The 15,404-nt window shown below is 65.3% G+C and carries 13 protein-coding genes and 1 riboswitch; of the genes, 4 read left to right on the top strand and 9 right to left on the bottom strand.

The window, feature by feature from the left end; all coding sequences use genetic code 11:
- The first annotated feature begins 2 nt into the window (after positions 1 to 2).
- Entirely contained in the window at positions 3 to 293 is a 291-nt protein-coding gene (locus G9373_RS42505) for a hypothetical protein (protein WP_346842923.1), read from the top strand.
- Positions 294 to 618: 325 nt separating this feature from the next.
- On the opposite strand, the gene G9373_RS42500 is transcribed toward G9373_RS42505, so the two are convergent.
- Positions 619 to 1,317 (bottom strand): type 1 glutamine amidotransferase domain-containing protein, encoded by a 699-nt coding sequence (locus tag G9373_RS42500; RefSeq protein WP_167120899.1) that lies wholly within the window; start codon positions 1,315 to 1,317, stop codon positions 619 to 621.
- Between G9373_RS42500 and G9373_RS42495 the strand changes: the two genes are divergently transcribed.
- Positions 1,316 to 2,329 (top strand): LysR family transcriptional regulator, encoded by a 1,014-nt coding sequence (locus G9373_RS42495; protein ID WP_206033719.1) that lies wholly within the window; start codon positions 1,316 to 1,318, stop codon positions 2,327 to 2,329. The genes G9373_RS42500 and G9373_RS42495 overlap by 2 nt on opposite strands.
- A gap of 474 nt (positions 2,330 to 2,803) precedes the next feature.
- On the opposite strand, the gene pdxS is transcribed toward G9373_RS42495, so the two are convergent.
- From pdxS to gcvP, 6 genes are all read right to left on the bottom strand, one after another.
- Positions 2,804 to 3,706 (bottom strand): pyridoxal 5'-phosphate synthase lyase subunit PdxS, encoded by a 903-nt coding sequence (gene pdxS, locus G9373_RS42490; protein ID WP_167120898.1) that lies wholly within the window; start codon positions 3,704 to 3,706, stop codon positions 2,804 to 2,806.
- Positions 3,707 to 3,736: 30 nt separating this feature from the next.
- Positions 3,737 to 5,119 (bottom strand): L-serine ammonia-lyase, encoded by a 1,383-nt coding sequence (locus tag G9373_RS42485; RefSeq protein ID WP_167120897.1) that lies wholly within the window; start codon positions 5,117 to 5,119, stop codon positions 3,737 to 3,739.
- 3 nt (positions 5,120 to 5,122) lie between these two features.
- Positions 5,123 to 6,391 carry a serine hydroxymethyltransferase gene (glyA, locus tag G9373_RS42480; RefSeq protein WP_167120896.1) on the bottom strand — a complete coding sequence of 423 codons (1,269 nt, stop codon included), beginning with the start codon at positions 6,389 to 6,391 and terminating at the stop codon, positions 5,123 to 5,125.
- On the bottom strand, positions 6,388 to 6,792 hold the full coding sequence (gene gcvH / locus G9373_RS42475) for a glycine cleavage system protein GcvH (protein WP_167120895.1): 405 nt from the start codon (positions 6,790 to 6,792) through the stop codon (positions 6,388 to 6,390). Before gcvH ends, glyA begins: the two co-directional genes overlap by 4 nt.
- A 144-nt stretch (positions 6,793 to 6,936) precedes the next feature.
- Entirely contained in the window at positions 6,937 to 8,052 is a 1,116-nt protein-coding gene (gcvT, locus tag G9373_RS42470; RefSeq protein WP_167120894.1) for a glycine cleavage system aminomethyltransferase GcvT, read from the bottom strand.
- Positions 8,049 to 10,952 carry an aminomethyl-transferring glycine dehydrogenase gene (gcvP, locus tag G9373_RS42465; protein ID WP_167120892.1) on the bottom strand — a complete coding sequence of 968 codons (2,904 nt, stop codon included), beginning with the start codon at positions 10,950 to 10,952 and terminating at the stop codon, positions 8,049 to 8,051. Before gcvP ends, gcvT begins: the two co-directional genes overlap by 4 nt.
- A gap of 163 nt (positions 10,953 to 11,115) precedes the next feature.
- Positions 11,116 to 11,207, bottom strand: a riboswitch (glycine riboswitch).
- Positions 11,208 to 11,521: 314 nt separating this feature from the next.
- On the opposite strand from gcvP, the gene lipA reads away from it, so the two are divergent.
- Together lipA and lpdA are read left to right on the top strand one after the other, a co-directional pair.
- A complete protein-coding gene (gene lipA, locus G9373_RS42460; protein ID WP_167120890.1) occupies positions 11,522 to 12,472 on the top strand; it encodes a lipoyl synthase in 951 nt (316 codons plus the stop codon).
- 34 nt (positions 12,473 to 12,506) lie between these two features.
- On the top strand, positions 12,507 to 13,880 hold the full coding sequence (gene lpdA / locus G9373_RS42455; protein WP_167120887.1) for a dihydrolipoyl dehydrogenase: 1,374 nt from the start codon (positions 12,507 to 12,509) through the stop codon (positions 13,878 to 13,880).
- A gap of 289 nt (positions 13,881 to 14,169) precedes the next feature.
- On the opposite strand, the gene G9373_RS42450 is transcribed toward lpdA, so the two are convergent.
- Positions 14,170 to 14,937, bottom strand: a complete 768-nt coding sequence (locus G9373_RS42450) for an IclR family transcriptional regulator (protein WP_167120885.1) — start codon at positions 14,935 to 14,937, stop codon at positions 14,170 to 14,172.
- A 97-nt stretch (positions 14,938 to 15,034) separates the two neighbouring features.
- Positions 15,035 to 15,404: pyruvate kinase alpha/beta domain-containing protein (locus G9373_RS42445; protein ID WP_277346748.1), on the bottom strand; the 370-nt coding region annotated here is incomplete at its 5' end.

Here is a 15,404-nt window from a genome sequence, read left to right as displayed (position 1 = left end):
TGATCAACGCCCGCCGAACCTTTACCGCCATCGCCTTCACTGCCTTTACGGTCCTGAGTGCGGCCGGGGCAGCGTCCGTCGCTCAGGCCGAGCCGATCGGCCCGAACGGTCCCACCGGTGGTCCGTGCCCGATCGTGAACACGGACTCGAACGGAAACGAGACGGTGACATACGGCAAGCCCGGCGACCGCAATGGCGCCCTGGTGTGCGGTGCGGACGGCGAATGGACGGTCGGCAAGACCAAGGCCAACCCCGGGCAGATCCAGATCCAGCCCGGACTCTCCCGCGGGTAACCGACAGCGGCCTCCGCCATCCCCTCTCGAGGGTGAGTGCCCCGCATCGATGCCGATGCGGGGCATCTCCGGTTCCGGGCCGGTGCGTGTATCCGGTGCTGATCGGTGGCCGGTTCCCTCCCGGGTCGCAACATTGCAATGCCACATTGTCAGGTGATGGAGAAGTGAGGCCGTGACGAATGGGGGAGCCGTGATGTACGACCTGCCGTCCGCGCTGGCGCAGATCGACAAGGCCAACACCCGCCTGGCGCGCAACAACATCGCCGAACGTTCACCTACGTCCTCGACCCCTACACCCAGGTGCGGAAAATTGTTCGGTCCGAACTTAGTTCGAGAGTGCAGCAACGACTGCTTGGGCAGTTGCCACGCTGGACTGGGGGTTCTGTCCGGTGACCAGGTTCCGATCGACGATCACATGACTGCTCCAGGGATCTGCGGTCTCGATCAGTGCTCCGAGTTCGCGTAAACGACTTTCGACGAGGTATGGAGTGTTGGCGACGCCACCTTGTGCCTCTTCCTCGTTGGTGAACGCGGTGAGCGTGCGTCCGGCGAAGTGGAAGGTGCCGGTTTCGGAGGTGGTACTCAGCAATGCGGCAAGCCCGTGGCACAGTGCTGCGACAACGCGTCCGCGATCATCTGCGTCGACGAGGAGGCTACCGAGGTCGGCGTCGACGGCAAGGTCTGTCATGGGTCCGTGACCGCCGGGTACGTAGATCGCGTCGAAGTCCTCGGCTTTCGCGGCGGATACAGCGATCGGGGAGAGTAGTTCCTCGCCCAGGGTCTGCAGGTAGTCACGGAAGCGCTCGGCGTCGGCGTTGGCGACGCCTCCTCGCTGATTGAGGCTGATCGGGTCCGCCGTCGGTGCCACACCCCCCGGAGTCGCGATGACGACCTCGAATCCGGCGTCGACAAGGATGCGGTGGGATTCGGCGACTTCTTCGGCCCAGAATCCCGTCGGGTGACTACTTCCCTCGTTGAGTGTCAGGGAGTCCGCGCCGGTCACTACCATCAGTACAGTAGTCATGTTTGTTTCCTTCGTCGAAGTGATGACGTATGAGACAACTGGTGAGTTGGCGAAGGCATTCCGCGGCAGCGGTGTTGGGTCACAAATAATTCGATGCCCGGAGAGTGGTGTGACGGAATACGATCTGCTATCGACCTTCATCGAGATCTATCGACGCGGTTCCGTGACCGCGGCCGCCAGAGCCCTGGGGGTCACTCAATCTGCTGTGAGTAACCAACTTGCTCGTCTGGAACAGCGACTCGGCGAAACGCTGTTCACCCGATCCCATCTCGGCGTGCGACCGACTGCGCGTGGGGACGAGTTGGCGCTGCGCGTCAGTGAACCACTCGCCTCCTTGCAGACTGCCTTGTCCACAGATATGCGAGTACTGCATCGCGGCGATGTTCGTATCGGGGGTGCGAGCGACTTGATGGCGGTACGTGTGGTGCCGGCGCTTGCCTCGCTGACATCTCGGGGGATTCAAGTTCGGATCGAACTGGGATTGGCTGCCGACCTTCTCACCGCGTTATCAGCAGGCGAGCTGGATCTGGTCGTATCCGCGATACGCCCCACTGGCTCCGAGTTCACGTCCACAGCCTTCGTCGACGAAGAGTTTGTATTGATCGCTTCGAAGGCAGTCGCCCTAACAGTTGATGCGAGCCTTTTGGCGTCAGATCCGACCCGCGCTTTGGCTCACATTCCGTTGGTTGCCTACGCGACTGACCTACCTATCATTCGTCGTTATTGGCTTAGTGTGTTCGGAACTCGCCCTGCGAACAGGGTTTCGACGGTGGTACCAGATCTTCGAGCTGTTCTGGCCGGGGTCGTCGCAGGATCGGGAATGTCTGTACTGCCAAGATATCTTGCGGAGCAGGCGCTTCTGGCGGGCTCCGTCGAAATACTGCACCAGCCCGAGGTGCATCCGCTGAACACCATCTACCTCGCGATCTCGTCTTCGAGACCGATGTCACCAGCTGTCGACTCTGTTGTGAGATGTCTGATATCTCGTTCCAGAAGTTGGTCCGTGCTGTGATGTGGTTCCCAAAAGTTGGACTGAGAAATTCAGTTCCGACTTCTGGGGAGCAGTTTTATGGATAGACGAAGATCACTGCCCGAAAATCAGCGGGCCGCAGCAGTCTCGTCTCTTCGAGGCTGGTGCAGCTAACGAAGACTTATCGAGGATTCGTGATCTAAGAGGGCCTGATCTTGCAGTTGGGGTGTGGGTTGGAGCGAGAATCTTTCCATGGTCCAGTTTGTGGGTGAGCGTGGCGAAGGCGCGCCACACTTGCCATTCGCCACGCGCGCGGGACACTAGGCTGGCCTTAGCGATTCCGCCGGGTGCCGGTGCACACAATTGATGGATTTCTGGGAATTGCTCAATATGTGAGTGAATGGACACGTCGGAGCGCAGAAGCGCTTGTTGCTCCGACTACTGGACTGTTTGAATCCGCAAAGCTACTGCCAAATTGTGAGTGTGAGAATCCGTGATACTTGTGATCCGGTGATATCACCAGCCGCGTTCGGCGAGCCGGTGCGGGACGGGGATGTCGTCGACGTTGATGCCGACCATCGCCTTGCCTAGCCCGCGGGAGACCTTCGCAAGAGCGTCCGGGTCGTCGAAGAACGTGGTGGCCTCGACGATCGCCGCGGCCCGCTCGGTCGGGTTACCGGACTTGAAGATGCCCGACCCGACGAACACACCCTCCGCGCCGAGCTGCATCATCATCGCCGCATCCGCCGGGGTGGCGATGCCACCGGCAGTGAACATCGTGACCGGCAACTTCCCGGCCTTGGCGACCTCGACGACCAGGTCGTACGGGGCCTGCAGCTCCTTCGCCGCCACATACAGCTCGTCCTCGCTCAGCGAGGTCAACCGGCGGATCTCCCCACCGATCGTCCGCATGTGCGTGGTCGCGTTCGACACGTCACCGGTCCCGGCCTCACCCTTGGACCGGATCATCGCCGCACCCTCGGTGATCCGCCGCAGCGCCTCACCCAGATTGGTGGCACCACAGACGAACGGGACGGTGAACTGCCACTTGTCGATATGGTTGGCGTAGTCCGCCGGGGTCAGCACCTCGGACTCGTCGACGTAATCGACCCCGAGGGACTGCAGGATCTGCGCCTCCACGAAGTGCCCGATCCGGGCCTTGGCCATCACCGGAATGGACACTGCGGAGATGATGCCGTCGATCATGTCCGGATCACTCATCCGGGACACCCCACCCTGCGCCCGGATGTCCGCGGGCACCCGTTCGAGCGCCATCACCGCCACCGCACCGGCGTCCTCGGCGATCTTCGCCTGATCGGGGGTGACGACGTCCATGATGACCCCGCCCTTCAACATCTCGGCCATGCCACGCTTGACACGCGCAGTACCCGTGGCTGACTCAAGTTCTACAAAGGCCATGCCCGTCTTCCTCTTTTCGGGGGTCAAGGGTCAGCATTCGACGAGGTTCACCGACACGTTCACGGCGAGACCGCCGGTGGAGGTCTCCTTGTACTTCGAGCTCATGTCGGCGCCGGTGACCCGCATCGTCTCGATCACCTGGTCCAGGCTGACTCGGTGGGTGCCGTCGCCGCGCAGCGCCATCCGGGCGGCGTTGATCGCCTTGCCCGCCGAAATGGCGTTGCGCTCGATGCACGGAATCTGCACCAGGCCGCCGATGGGATCACAGGTGAGACCGAGACTGTGTTCCATCGCGATCTCCGCCGAGTTCTCCACCTGCTCCGGGCTGCCGCCGAGGATCTCGGCGAGCCCGGCGGCGGCCATGGACGCCGCGGAACCCACCTCGCCCTGACAGCCCACCTCGGCCCCGGAGATCGAGGCCCGTTCCTTGTACAGTGATCCGATTGCGCCGGCCGCCAAAAGGAATCGCACCGTCGTTCCGTTCGGGTCGGCCTTCCCGGCGGGGGTGTAGTGCAGCGCGTAGTGCAACACCGCCGGGATGATGCCGGCCGCCCCGTTGGTGGGGGCGGTGACGATGCGTCCGCCGGACGCGTTCTCCTCGTTGACGGCGAGGGCCACCAGGTTCACCCAGTCCTCGGCGAACGCGGGATCACGACCCGGATCCTCCACATTCAGCCGCTCGTACCAGCCGCGGGCGCGTCGGCGCACCCGCAGACTGCCGGGCAGGTACCCGTCCCGGCTGATTCCGCGGTGCTGGCACTCGACCATCACGTCCCGGATGTGCAGGAGCCGCGCCCGGACCTCCGGCTCGGGCCGCAGGGCCCGTTCGTGCTCGAGCATGACCTCGCTGATCGTGAGACCGTAGTGCTCGCTGAGGTCGAGCAACTCGCGCGCCGACCCGAACGACAGCGAATTCGCGCCCGCGGCGACGGGCAGCTCCGGTTCGTCGCCGGTGACGACGAATCCGCCGCCGATCGAGAAGTACGTCTGCGCGTGCAGTTCGCGGCCGGTCACGCCGGTGGCGGTGAGGGTCATGCCGTTGGGGTGAAAGTCCAGGACCGTCAACGGGTGCAGCACCATCTCGTCTTCGGCGAGCGGGATGTCGACCGTCCCGCCGAGACGGATCCGCCGACTCGCCCGCACCTCGTCGAGTCGCGTCTCCATCTCCTCCGTGGCGATGGTTTCCGGCCGATACCCCTCGAGACCGAGGAGGATCGCCGACATGGTGCCGTGGCCGGCGCCGGTGGCCGCGAGCGATCCGTACAGATCGACACGGACACCGGCGACGTCCCCGAGAAGGCCGAGTGTGTCGAGGTCGTCGACGAACGTGCCCGCCGCCCGCATCGGCCCGACCGTATGCGAACTCGAGGGTCCGATACCGACCGAGAACAGGTCGAACACACTGATCGTCACGAGTTACAAGCCCGGGTAGAGCGGGTACTTGTCCGCGAGCACCCGGACCTGGGCGGCCAACCCGGACGTGTCCGCGTCGGCGGGCGCGAGCAGTGCCTGGGCGATCAGGTCGGCGACCGTCACGAAGTCGTCGCGGCCGAAGCCGCGGGCGGCGAGTGCCGGGGTGCCGATGCGCAGACCGGACGTCACCATCGGCGGCCGCGGATCGAACGGGACGGCGTTGCGGTTGACGGTGATTCCGATCGCGTCGAGGCGGTCCTCGGCCTGCTGCCCGTCGATAGCGGCATCCCGCAGGTCGACGAGGACGAGGTGCACGTCCGTGCCGCCGGTGAGGACGCTGATTCCGGCTTCCTTGACGTCGGGTCTGCTGAGCCGTTCGGCGAGTACCTTCGCACCGTCCAGGCAGCGCTCCTGACGCTCCGCGAACTCGGGTTCGGCCGCCATCTTGAATGCCGTTGCCTTGCCGGCGATCACGTGTTCCAGTGGGCCGCCCTGCTGACCGGGGAACACCGCGGAATTGATCTTCTTCGCGATGGCCGCATCGCTGGTCAGGATTATGCCGCCACGGGGTCCGCCCAGCGTCTTGTGCGTCGTCGACGTGACGACGTGCGCGTGCGGGACGGGGGACGGGTGGAACCCGGTGGCGACCAGACCCGCGAAGTGGGCCATGTCGACCATCAGGTACGCGCCGACCTCGTCGGCGATTTCCCGGAAGCGGGCGAAGTCCAGGTGCCGGGGGTAGGCCGACCAGCCGGCGATGATCAGTTGCGGCCGGTGCTCGCGCGCCGCCTTCGCCACCTCGTCCATGTCGATGAGGTAGTCCTGCTCGGACACCCCGTACGCCGCGACGTTGTAGAGCTTGCCGGAGAAGTTGAGGCGCATGCCGTGCGTGAGGTGGCCGCCGTCGGCGAGGGACAGTCCGAGGATCGTGTCGCCCGGCTTGATCAGCGCATGCATCACCGACGCGTTCGCGGTGGCACCCGAATGCGGTTGCACGTTGGCGTATTCGGCGGCGAACAGCGACTTGACGCGGTCGATGGCGAGCTGCTCGATCGCGTCGACGTGCTCGCAGCCGCCGTAGTAGCGCCGGCCCGGGTACCCCTCGGCGTACTTGTTGGTCAGCACGGAACCCTGCGCCTGCATCACCGAAAGCGGTGCGTGGTTCTCCGACGCGATCATCTCGAGGCCGGTGCGCTGACGCTCGAGTTCCTTGCCGATCAGTGCGGCGACGTCCGGATCGAAATCCGCGAGATCGCGATTCAGGACGCTCATGCCTGCACCCCGTTCTTCTCGGCATACTCGGCCGCGGTGAGGAGCGCGCCGGCGGCGGACGGCTGGACGGCGAACAGCCAGCCCTCGCCGTACGGGTCGGAGGTGACCAGTCCCGGATCGTCGACGGCGGCGGTGTTGATCAGGGTGACCCGGCCGCTCACCGGCGGATACAGCTCGGACACGGTCTTGGTCGACTCGACCTCGCCGCACGATTCGCCGGCGACGATGGTCGCACCGACCTCCGGCAGGTCGACGAAGACGAGCTCGCCGAGCGAGTTGACGGCGACGGACGTGATGCCGACGCGGACCGGTTCGTCGGGGAGGGCGGCGCCGGGCTCGATCAGGACCCACTCGTGGTCGTCGGTGTAGCTGCGATCGTCAGGAAACGTGTTGGAAGCCATTAGGTTACCTCTTGGTATGGACTGAGATGATGGGCGTGGAGGGAGGAAGCTGCTGGTTCGGTGTCGAAAAGACGGCCGCAGATGGTTCGATCAGCCTGTGTGTCGTCAAGTCCGTGAGGCACAGCCGCGGACGCCGTCGCAGGGTCAGTGCCGGCGGTAGAACGGCACGGAGGTGACCACGAACGATTCCTTCTTGCCGCGGATGTCCACCGTGAGTTCGGTGCCGGGTTCGCGGTACGTGACGTCAATGAAGGCGAGTGCGATCGGATGGCCGAGCGTCGGAGACAGCGCCCCGGACGTGATGGTGCCGATCGGTGACTTACCGACCGCGTCGAACACGGTGTACTCGGCGCGGGCGGCCCGGCGACCGGTGCCCGCGAGTCCGACGAGCACCCGCTGCGGGGTCTGCTCCGACAACGTCTGCAGGGCATCGCGGCCGACGAACTCCTTGTTCAGCCGGACCACCTTGCCCAGACCGGCCTCGTACGGATTCGTCTCGAAGTTCAGCTCGTGGCCGTACAGCGCCATTCCGGCCTCCAGTCGGAGGGTGTCGCGGCACGCGAGGCCGGCGGGGACGCCGCCGCGGGCCGCGGTGGCGTCGAGAAGCGCGCGCCACAACTGCACGGCTTGCTCGTTCGGCACGTACAGCTCGAATCCGTCCTCACCGGTGTACCCGGTGCGGGCGAGGAGGACGTCGATGCCGGCGACCACCGCGCGTGTGACCGCGTAGTACTGCAACTCCGCCACCGTCTCGACCTGCTCGGCGGGAACGAGGGACTGCACGACGTCCTGCGCGACCGGGCCTTGCACCGCAATCAGAGCAGTCTCCGACGACTGATTCTTCACAGTTACCGCGAAGCTCTCCGCACGGCCAGCGAGTCTACGGTAGACGGTAGGGGCGTTGGCCGCATTGGCCACCACGAGGAAGTGTTCGTTGGCGAGGCGGTAGACGACGAGATCGTCGATGACTCCGCCGTTCGCATTGCACAGGAGGGAGTACTTGGCCCGGCCGACGCCGATCTTCGAGAGTTCTCCGGCCAGAGCGTAATCCAGGAGCGCTCCGGATTCGGGTCCGGTGACCGCGATCTCGCCCATGTGCGAGAGGTCGAACAGTCCGGCGGTCTTGCGGACGGCGTGGTGCTCGGCGAGTTCGCTGTCGTACTTCAGCGGCATCTGCCAGCCTGCGAAGTCGGTGAAATGTGCTCCCAGCGAGGCGTGCTCGCCGAGCATCGGGGACGTGGGCGTCGTGGTGAGGGTCATGCGAAGGCCTCCTCGGCGATGGCCGAAGTGTCGATGTCGGTGGTGTTCTCGAAGGCCTCGGGTGCTGGGCACGAGCAGACGAGGTTGCGGTCGCCGTGGACGCCGTCGATGCGGCGGACCGGGGGCCAGTACTTGGCGGCGCGAAGCGACGCGACGGGGTAGGCGGCGAGGTGGCGCGGGTAGGGCAGGTCCCATTCGTCCGCGGTCACCTGTTCGGCGGTGTGCGGGGCCTGACGCAGCGGGCTGCGCTCGAGCGGCCACACGCCGTCACCGACCAGGTCGATCTCGCGGCGGATCGAGATCATCGCCTCGATGAAGCGGTCGAGTTCGGCGAGGCCCTCGGATTCGGTCGGCTCCACCATCAGGGTGCCGTTGACGGGGAACGACAGGGTGGGCGCGTGGAAGCCGTAGTCGATCAACCGTTTTGCCACATCCTCGGCGGTGACGCCGGTCGCCTTGGTGACCGGGCGCAGGTCGAGGATGCACTCGTGCGCAACCAGACCGGAAGGGCCCGTGTACAGGACCGGGAACTGCTGATCCAGTGACCTGGCGACGTAATTGGCGGCCAGCACCGCGGTCTTGGTGGCCTCCGTCAGCCCCTCCGGTCCCATGAGTGCGATGTACGCCCAGGTGATGGGCAGGATGCCGGCCGATCCGTAGTTGGCGGCCGACACCGGGGTGCCGAGGTCGTCGCCGCCCAGCGGATTACCGGGCAGGAACGGCGCCAGATGCTTGCGCACGGCAACCGGCCCGACGCCGGGGCCGCCGCCGCCGTGTGGGATGCAGAACGTCTTGTGCAGGTTCAGGTGTGAGACGTCGCCGCCGAACTTGCCTGGCTGTGCGAGGCCGACCAGCGCGTTGAGGTTCGCGCCGTCGACATATACCTGGCCGCCGGCCTCGTGAACCAGATCGCAGACCGTCCGCACGTCGTTCTCGTACACCCCGTGGGTGGACGGGTAGGTGAGCATGATCGCGGCGATCTTGCCGTCGTGCGCCGCGATCTTCGCGCGCAGGTCGCCTAAGTCGATGTTGCCGTTCGACGCCGTCGCGACCACCACCACCCGCATGCCGGCCAGCACCGCGGACGCGGCGTTGGTACCGTGCGCGGACTGCGGGATGAGGCAGATGTCCCGGTCGAGTTCTCCGAGGCTGTCGTGGTAGCCGTTGATGGCCAGCAGTCCGGCGAGCTCGCCCTGGGATCCGGCGTTGGGCTGTAACGACACCCGATCGTAGCCGGTGATCTCGCTCAGCCACCGCTCGAGTCCTCGGATGAGCTGCAGGTAGCCGCTGGTCTGCTCGACCGGGGCGTACGGGTGGATGTTCGCGAATCCGGGCCAGCTGATCGGTTCCATCTCGACAGCGGAGTTGAGTTTCATCGTGCAGGAGCCCAGCGGGATCATGGTGCGGTCGAGCGCGAGGTCCTTGTCCGACAGCGTGCGCAGGAAGCGGAGCATCGCGGTTTCCGAGCGGTGATCGTGGAATACGGGGTGCCGCAGGTAGTGCGACGTCCGCAGCAGCGACTGCGGCAGTTGCGAGACCGTGCCCGCCTGGACTCCGGCGCCGAACGCAGACAAGACTCGGCCCACAATCTCGTCGGTGGTGCACTCGTCGCAGGCGATCGCGACGTGATCGGCGTCGACCAATCGCAGGTTGATGCCGTCGCGGTCGGCGCGGTCGACGACCTCCCGCGCCCCTGCCGGAACGCGCACCAGTACGGTGTCGAAGAAGCTGTCGTGGACCACCGACTGTCCGGCCGCGCGAAGGCCGCCCGCGATGGCGGTCGCGTGCGCGTGCACCCGGTTGGCGATGGCGCGCAATCCCTCCGGCCCGTGGTACGCGGCGTACATGGCGGCAACGTTGGCGAGCAGTGCCTGCGCCGTGCAGATGTTGCTGGTGGCCTTGTCACGCCGGATGTGCTGTTCGCGGGTCTGCAGTGCCAGTCGGTACGCGGGCTTGCCGTCGACGTCGACGGACACTCCGACGAGCCGGCCGGGGAGCATCCGCTCGAGCCCGCTGCGCACGGCCATGTAGCCGGCGTGCGGCCCGCCGAAGAACAGGGGAACACCGAAACGCTGGGCGGATCCCACAGCGATGTCGGCGCCCTGCTCGCCGGGCGGGGTGAGGAGCGTCAGCGACAACAGGTCGGCCGCGATCGTGGTGAGCGCGCCACGCTCCTTGGCGGCGGCGATGAGCGGGGCCAGGTCGCGCACGTGTCCGCTTGCACCGGGCGCCTGGAACACGACGCCGAACAGGTCACCGTCCGGGAGTCCGCCGGCGAAGTCGGTCACCTCGACGTCGATGCCCACCGACTTGGCCCGGCCGCGCACCACTGCGAGGGTCTGCGGCAGGCAGTCGGCGTCGACGACGACCCGGTTCGTGCCGGACTTCGCCTTGTTCGCGCGCCGCATCAGCAGCACAGCTTCCATCACGGCGGTGGCTTCGTCGAGCAGTGATGCGCCGGCGAGGGGAAGGGCGGTGAGGTCTTCGATGACGGTCTGGAACGTCAGCAGCGCCTCCAGCCGGCCCTGGGAGATCTCCGGCTGGTACGGGGTGTAGGCGGTGTACCAGGCGGGGGACTCGAGCATATTCCGCCGCAACACCGCGGGCGTGATGGTGTCGGAGTACCCGAGGCCGATCATCTGCACGCGGGTCTCATTGCGATCGGCGAGAACCCGCAGATCAGTCAAAACCTGCTGTTCGGTGCGGGCGGGCGGCAGGTCCATGGGCTCCGCGCTGCGGACCTGTTCGGGCACCGCGGCCTCGATTAGCTGATCAAGAGTCTCGTATCCGAGGGTACGGAGCATGTGACGGTTCGCGTCCGAATCGGGCCCGATGTGGCGCGCCGGAAAATCGCTGGTGAGAGGCTCAGATTGAAAAGAAATACGAGTTTCCACTGACATGAGGTGACTCCGGTTTCGTTGAGTCCGGACCGCACCGGACATCGACAGGGGGCACCTCCCCGCTCTGTCCTGAAACCTGAGAGTTTGGGCCTACCGCAACTGCGGCGTGCTCTTCACCTTCGGTAAGTTCCGGCCGTACGGCCGGAACTTTCTCCAGAGTTGCCTCTGCGCTGCGGTACTGGGGCCTGAGAGATTCCCGGGGAGGAACTTGCTCCTACGGCGCCTCCGAAACGGAGGTTCTCCCGCTGCGCGTCAACGGCATATTCAGTTGTGGTCCGCCACAAAGATTACACACACGTCTCGGTATTTGTCTCCACCGGATTCTCGAAGCTCCGCTGTCGAGGCGGAGGCGGCCTTGCCAAAATCCCTCGCCATTTGGCATCCTCCGTGTACCTGCTCAGGTCGTGACCGCACACGCAGAGCGTTCGAGCTCAGATATTCAGTCCCTCAGGTCTGTTGACCTTTGCTCGTCTCACACACCCCACTTCGTCCGTACCGTGCCGCCCTCACGCCACCTGCTACGGATCTCTCGAACTCGTCGGCTCCGGCCGATCGAAGGAGTTCCTCACATGACTGCAGCCCCTGAGTCACCCCACGTCGCTCCGGATGGCCGCCCGCTGCTCCGCCTCGAAGTCCGCAATGCCCAGACCCCGGTCGAACGCAAACCGTCGTGGATGAAGGTGCAGATGCGGACAGGCCCCGAATACCGGGACCTCGCCGCCCTCGTCGAACGCGAGAACCTGCACACCGTGTGCCAGGAAGCGGGATGTCCCAACATCTTCGAATGCTGGGAGGACCGAGAGGCGACATTCCTCATCGGCGGAAGCCAGTGCACCCGGCGGTGCGACTTCTGCCAAATCGACACCGGCCGCCCCGCCGCACTCGACCGGGGCGAACCCAGACGGGTCGCGGAATCGGTGCAGACCATGGGCCTTCGATACGCCACCGTCACCGGCGTGGCCCGCGACGATCTGCCGGACGGCGGCGCCTGGCTGTACGCCGAGACGGTCCGGCAGATTCACGAACTGTGCCCGGGCACCGGCGTCGAACTGCTGATCCCCGATTTCAACGCCGACGCCGCGCAACTACGCGAGGTGTTCGACACCCGCCCGGAAGTACTCGCGCACAATGTGGAGACCGTTCCCCGGATATTCCGTCGTATCCGGCCCGCCTTCACGTACGAGCGGTCCCTCGAGGTGATCACACGGGCTCGGGAGGACGGCCTTAACACCAAGTCGAACCTGATCCTCGGGATGGGGGAGACCACGGACGAGGTGATCCAGACCCTCCGGGACCTGCATACCGCCGGCTGCCAGTTGATCACGATCACGCAGTATCTCCGGCCGTCGGCCCGGCATCACCCGGTGGCACGGTGGGCGAAACCGGACGAGTTCGTCATGCTCGACGGGATCGCCCGCGAGATCGGCTTCCTCGGCGTCCTGTCCGGTCCGCTCGTGCGCTCCTCCTACCGTGCCGGTCGCTTGCACGCGGAGGCCGTCGCCGCAACCGCAGTTCACTGAACCCCATTCTCTTCCGTTCCAGCAAGGAGTTCCCATGTCCCACCGATCTGCAGATGTCGTCATCCTCGGCGGCGGTTCCGGCGGCTACGCGGCCGCCATCCGCTCGGCCGAACTGGGCCGTTCGGTCATCCTCATCGAGGAGAACGAACTCGGCGGCACGTGCCTGCATCAGGGGTGCATTCCGACGAAGGCGCTGCTGCACTCCGCCGAGGTCGCGGACAGTGCCCGCACCGCCTCGCAGTTCGGTATCGACATCACGTTCGACGGTGTCGACCTCGAGAAGGTCCTGAGCTACCAGAACACCATCGTCACCCGACTGCACAAGGGACTGCAGGGCCTCGTCGACTCGTACGGCATCACTGTTGTCAACGGCCGCGGACGGTTGGTCGGACCCAACGGAGTGGAGGTCGACGACGAGTTGATCACGGGCGGCGCCGTCGTCCTGGCAACGGGGTCGTCGCCGAAAACGCTGCCCGGCATCGGCATCGGTGGCCGGGTCGTCACCAGCGACCAGGCGCTCGTGTTGCCGTCGGTCCCGAAGAAGGCGATCATCCTGGGCGGCGGCGTCATCGGCGTCGAATTCGCCAGTGTCTGGGCGTCGTTCGGTGCGTCGGTGACGATCGTCGAGGCGATGCCGCGGCTGGTGCCGAACGAGGACGAGACGATCTCCAAGTACCTCGAGCGGGCATTCCGTCGTCGCAAGATCGCCGCGAAGACCGGTGTGCGGGTGGCGGAGGTGACGCAGGACGAGGACGCGGTGTCCGTCACCCTCGACTCCGGCGACGTACTCGACGCCGACGTCCTGCTGGTCGCGGTGGGGCGCGGACCCAACACCGCATCCATGGGATATGAGGAGACCGGAGTGATGCTCGACAAGGGCTTCGTGGTGACCAGTGATCGACTGCGCACCACGGTGCCGAACGTCTTCGCGGTCGGCGACATCGTCCCCGGGCTCCAGCTGGCCCACCGCGGGTTCCAACAGGGCATCTTCGTGGCCGAGGAAATCGCCGGGCTCCGTCCGGACGTCATCGACGAGACCGGCATCCCTCGTGTCACCTACTCCCACCCCGAGGTCGCGTCCGTCGGGTTGACCGAGACCGCGGCCCGGGAGAAGTTCGGCGAGAACGTCGAGACCGTCACCTACGACCTCGCCGGCAACGGCAAGAGCCAGATCCTGAAGACGTCGGGGGCGGTCAAACTCGTGGTGGCACCGACCGGGGTCGTGGTCGGCGTGCACATGGTCGGCGACCGAGTCGGTGAGCTGATCGGTGAGGCGCAGCTGCTCTACAACTTCGAGGTCGACGCCGCGCAGGCGGCGAAGTTCGTGCACGCCCACCCCACCCAGGGCGAGGCGCTCGGTGAGGCACTGATGGCCGTGGCCGGTAAACCACTCCACGTGCACGGGTGAGGGAATCGGGCTGACGACATGAAGCTGAGGGCTCTGTTTGGTGATTCTGCTCGGATAGGGCGCCGCTGGGTGACGGTTCCTGGCCGCACCGACATCGGACGGGTCGTCGAGGAGTGCGTTCCGTTCGGACTCGGCCTGCGCATCGAGTGCGTCGGTGTCTATTTTCCCGATACCGGTGAGTGCGCATACTACGACAGCAGGCGCGTCGGTACCGCGGCCGTGCCGCCCCGGTACGGCTGTCCAAAGGATGATGATCCGAGCGCCTAAATGCTCGTCTTCTGCTGTGTGTCTATGGAATTGCTTCCCTCCGGAACTCGGCACTCAACATTGACGCAACTCTTTGGAGGTGGGGAACGACTTCATTGGCGGACTCGATTGTCACGCGCGTTGCCGGTCCGGATATTGAGATCGCTGTTGGTGTAGGTGCACCGGGAACTGGGACCGAGAAGCATCGGACTCCAAGCTCTTGTTCACCTTCATCGATGGCGTATCCACGCTGTCGACTGCGCTGCAGGTCGGCGACTAGCGCGTCGGTATCTCGCACGGAGTTCTCGGTATATGAAGGCATGGTGCATCGAGCGAGCAATGCACGGATCGATGCGTCGGGAAGTTGGAGTAAAAGGGCCTTGCCTACCCCAGTGCAATGTAGAAAGACTCGACCACCGACCTCAGTGAACATGCGCATAGGATGTGGTGAAGGTACTTGGGCGACGTAAACTGCCATGTCGCCGTCCAGAACTGCCATGTTGGCGGTCTCTCCGGTGCGTGCGACCAGTTCCGACAAGTGCGGATGTGACCAGACGCCAATTAACTGCGTAGCGCAATCCCCAAGCCTGATCAGCCTGGGGCCCAGAGCATAATGGCGAGAGGGTAATTGGCGGACGTAGCCGCGTCCAACAAGTGTGCGAATCAGTCGATGGATCGTCGGAACAGGCAGTTCGGCCTTGTCAGCGAGTTCTGTGACGCTGATGAAACCCCCTGCGGTCGCCATGGCTTCGAGCACGTCGAGTGCTCGACCGACGGACTGAACACCACTCGTTCCTTGGAGTATCGGCATGTTCATCCTCAATCGAACCTAAAACCGGGAATTGGGGATCGTTCCGAGGGACAGTCGTAGACCGAATCGTGTGCAGTATGAATGAGTACTGTTTGAGTCAGTGGTCTTCGCCGATTCTGTGGACGTGGATCAGGTTGGTCGAGCCTACGGTGCCGGGCGGCGACCCGGCCACGATGACCACCAGTTCACCCTTCTGGTACCGGCCCAACCCGAGCAGGGCGTGGTCGACCTGCCGCACCATGGCGTCGGTGCTCTCGACCGGGTCGACGATGAACGTCTCGGTGCCCCACGTCAGCGACAACTGGCTGCGCACCTCCGGCAGCGGGGTGAACGCCAGCAGCGGCAGCGGCGTGTGCAGCCGCGCCAGGCGGCGCACCGTGTCCCCGGACTGGGTGAACGCGACCAGCGCCTTCGCGTCCAGCCGCTCCCCGATGTCGCGGGCGGCATAGGAGATGACACCGCCCTGG

The sequence above is a fragment of the Rhodococcus sp. A14 genome (assembly GCF_011603105.1).
Taxonomy (GTDB): Bacteria; Actinomycetota; Actinomycetes; order Mycobacteriales; family Mycobacteriaceae; genus Rhodococcus_F; species Rhodococcus_F opacus.
The sequence above is the reverse complement of the archived record's forward strand: the minus strand, read 5'-3'. Positions and strand labels throughout refer to the sequence as shown.

Bases quoted from the DNA above. Each gene is read 5' to 3' on its own strand.
- G9373_RS42495 (WP_206033719.1), top strand. From the start codon at position 1,316: ATGTTTGTTTCCTTCGTCGAAGTGATGACGTATGAGACAACTGGTGAG.
- glyA (WP_167120896.1), bottom strand. From the start codon at position 6,391: ATGAGCGTCCTGAATCGCGATCTCGCGGATTTCGATCCGGACGTCGCC.
- gcvH (WP_167120895.1), bottom strand. From the start codon at position 6,792: ATGGCTTCCAACACGTTTCCTGACGATCGCAGCTACACCGACGACCAC.
- lpdA (WP_167120887.1), top strand. From the start codon at position 12,507: ATGTCCCACCGATCTGCAGATGTCGTCATCCTCGGCGGCGGTTCCGGC.
- gcvT (WP_167120894.1), bottom strand. From the start codon at position 8,052: ATGACCCTCACCACGACGCCCACGTCCCCGATGCTCGGCGAGCACGCC.
- G9373_RS42500 (WP_167120899.1), bottom strand. From the start codon at position 1,317: ATGACTACTGTACTGATGGTAGTGACCGGCGCGGACTCCCTGACACTC.
- lipA (WP_167120890.1), top strand. From the start codon at position 11,522: ATGACTGCAGCCCCTGAGTCACCCCACGTCGCTCCGGATGGCCGCCCG.
- pdxS (WP_167120898.1), bottom strand. From the start codon at position 3,706: ATGGCCTTTGTAGAACTTGAGTCAGCCACGGGTACTGCGCGTGTCAAG.
- G9373_RS42450 (WP_167120885.1), bottom strand. From the start codon at position 14,937: ATGCCGATACTCCAAGGAACGAGTGGTGTTCAGTCCGTCGGTCGAGCA.
- gcvP (WP_167120892.1), bottom strand. From the start codon at position 10,952: ATGTCAGTGGAAACTCGTATTTCTTTTCAATCTGAGCCTCTCACCAGC.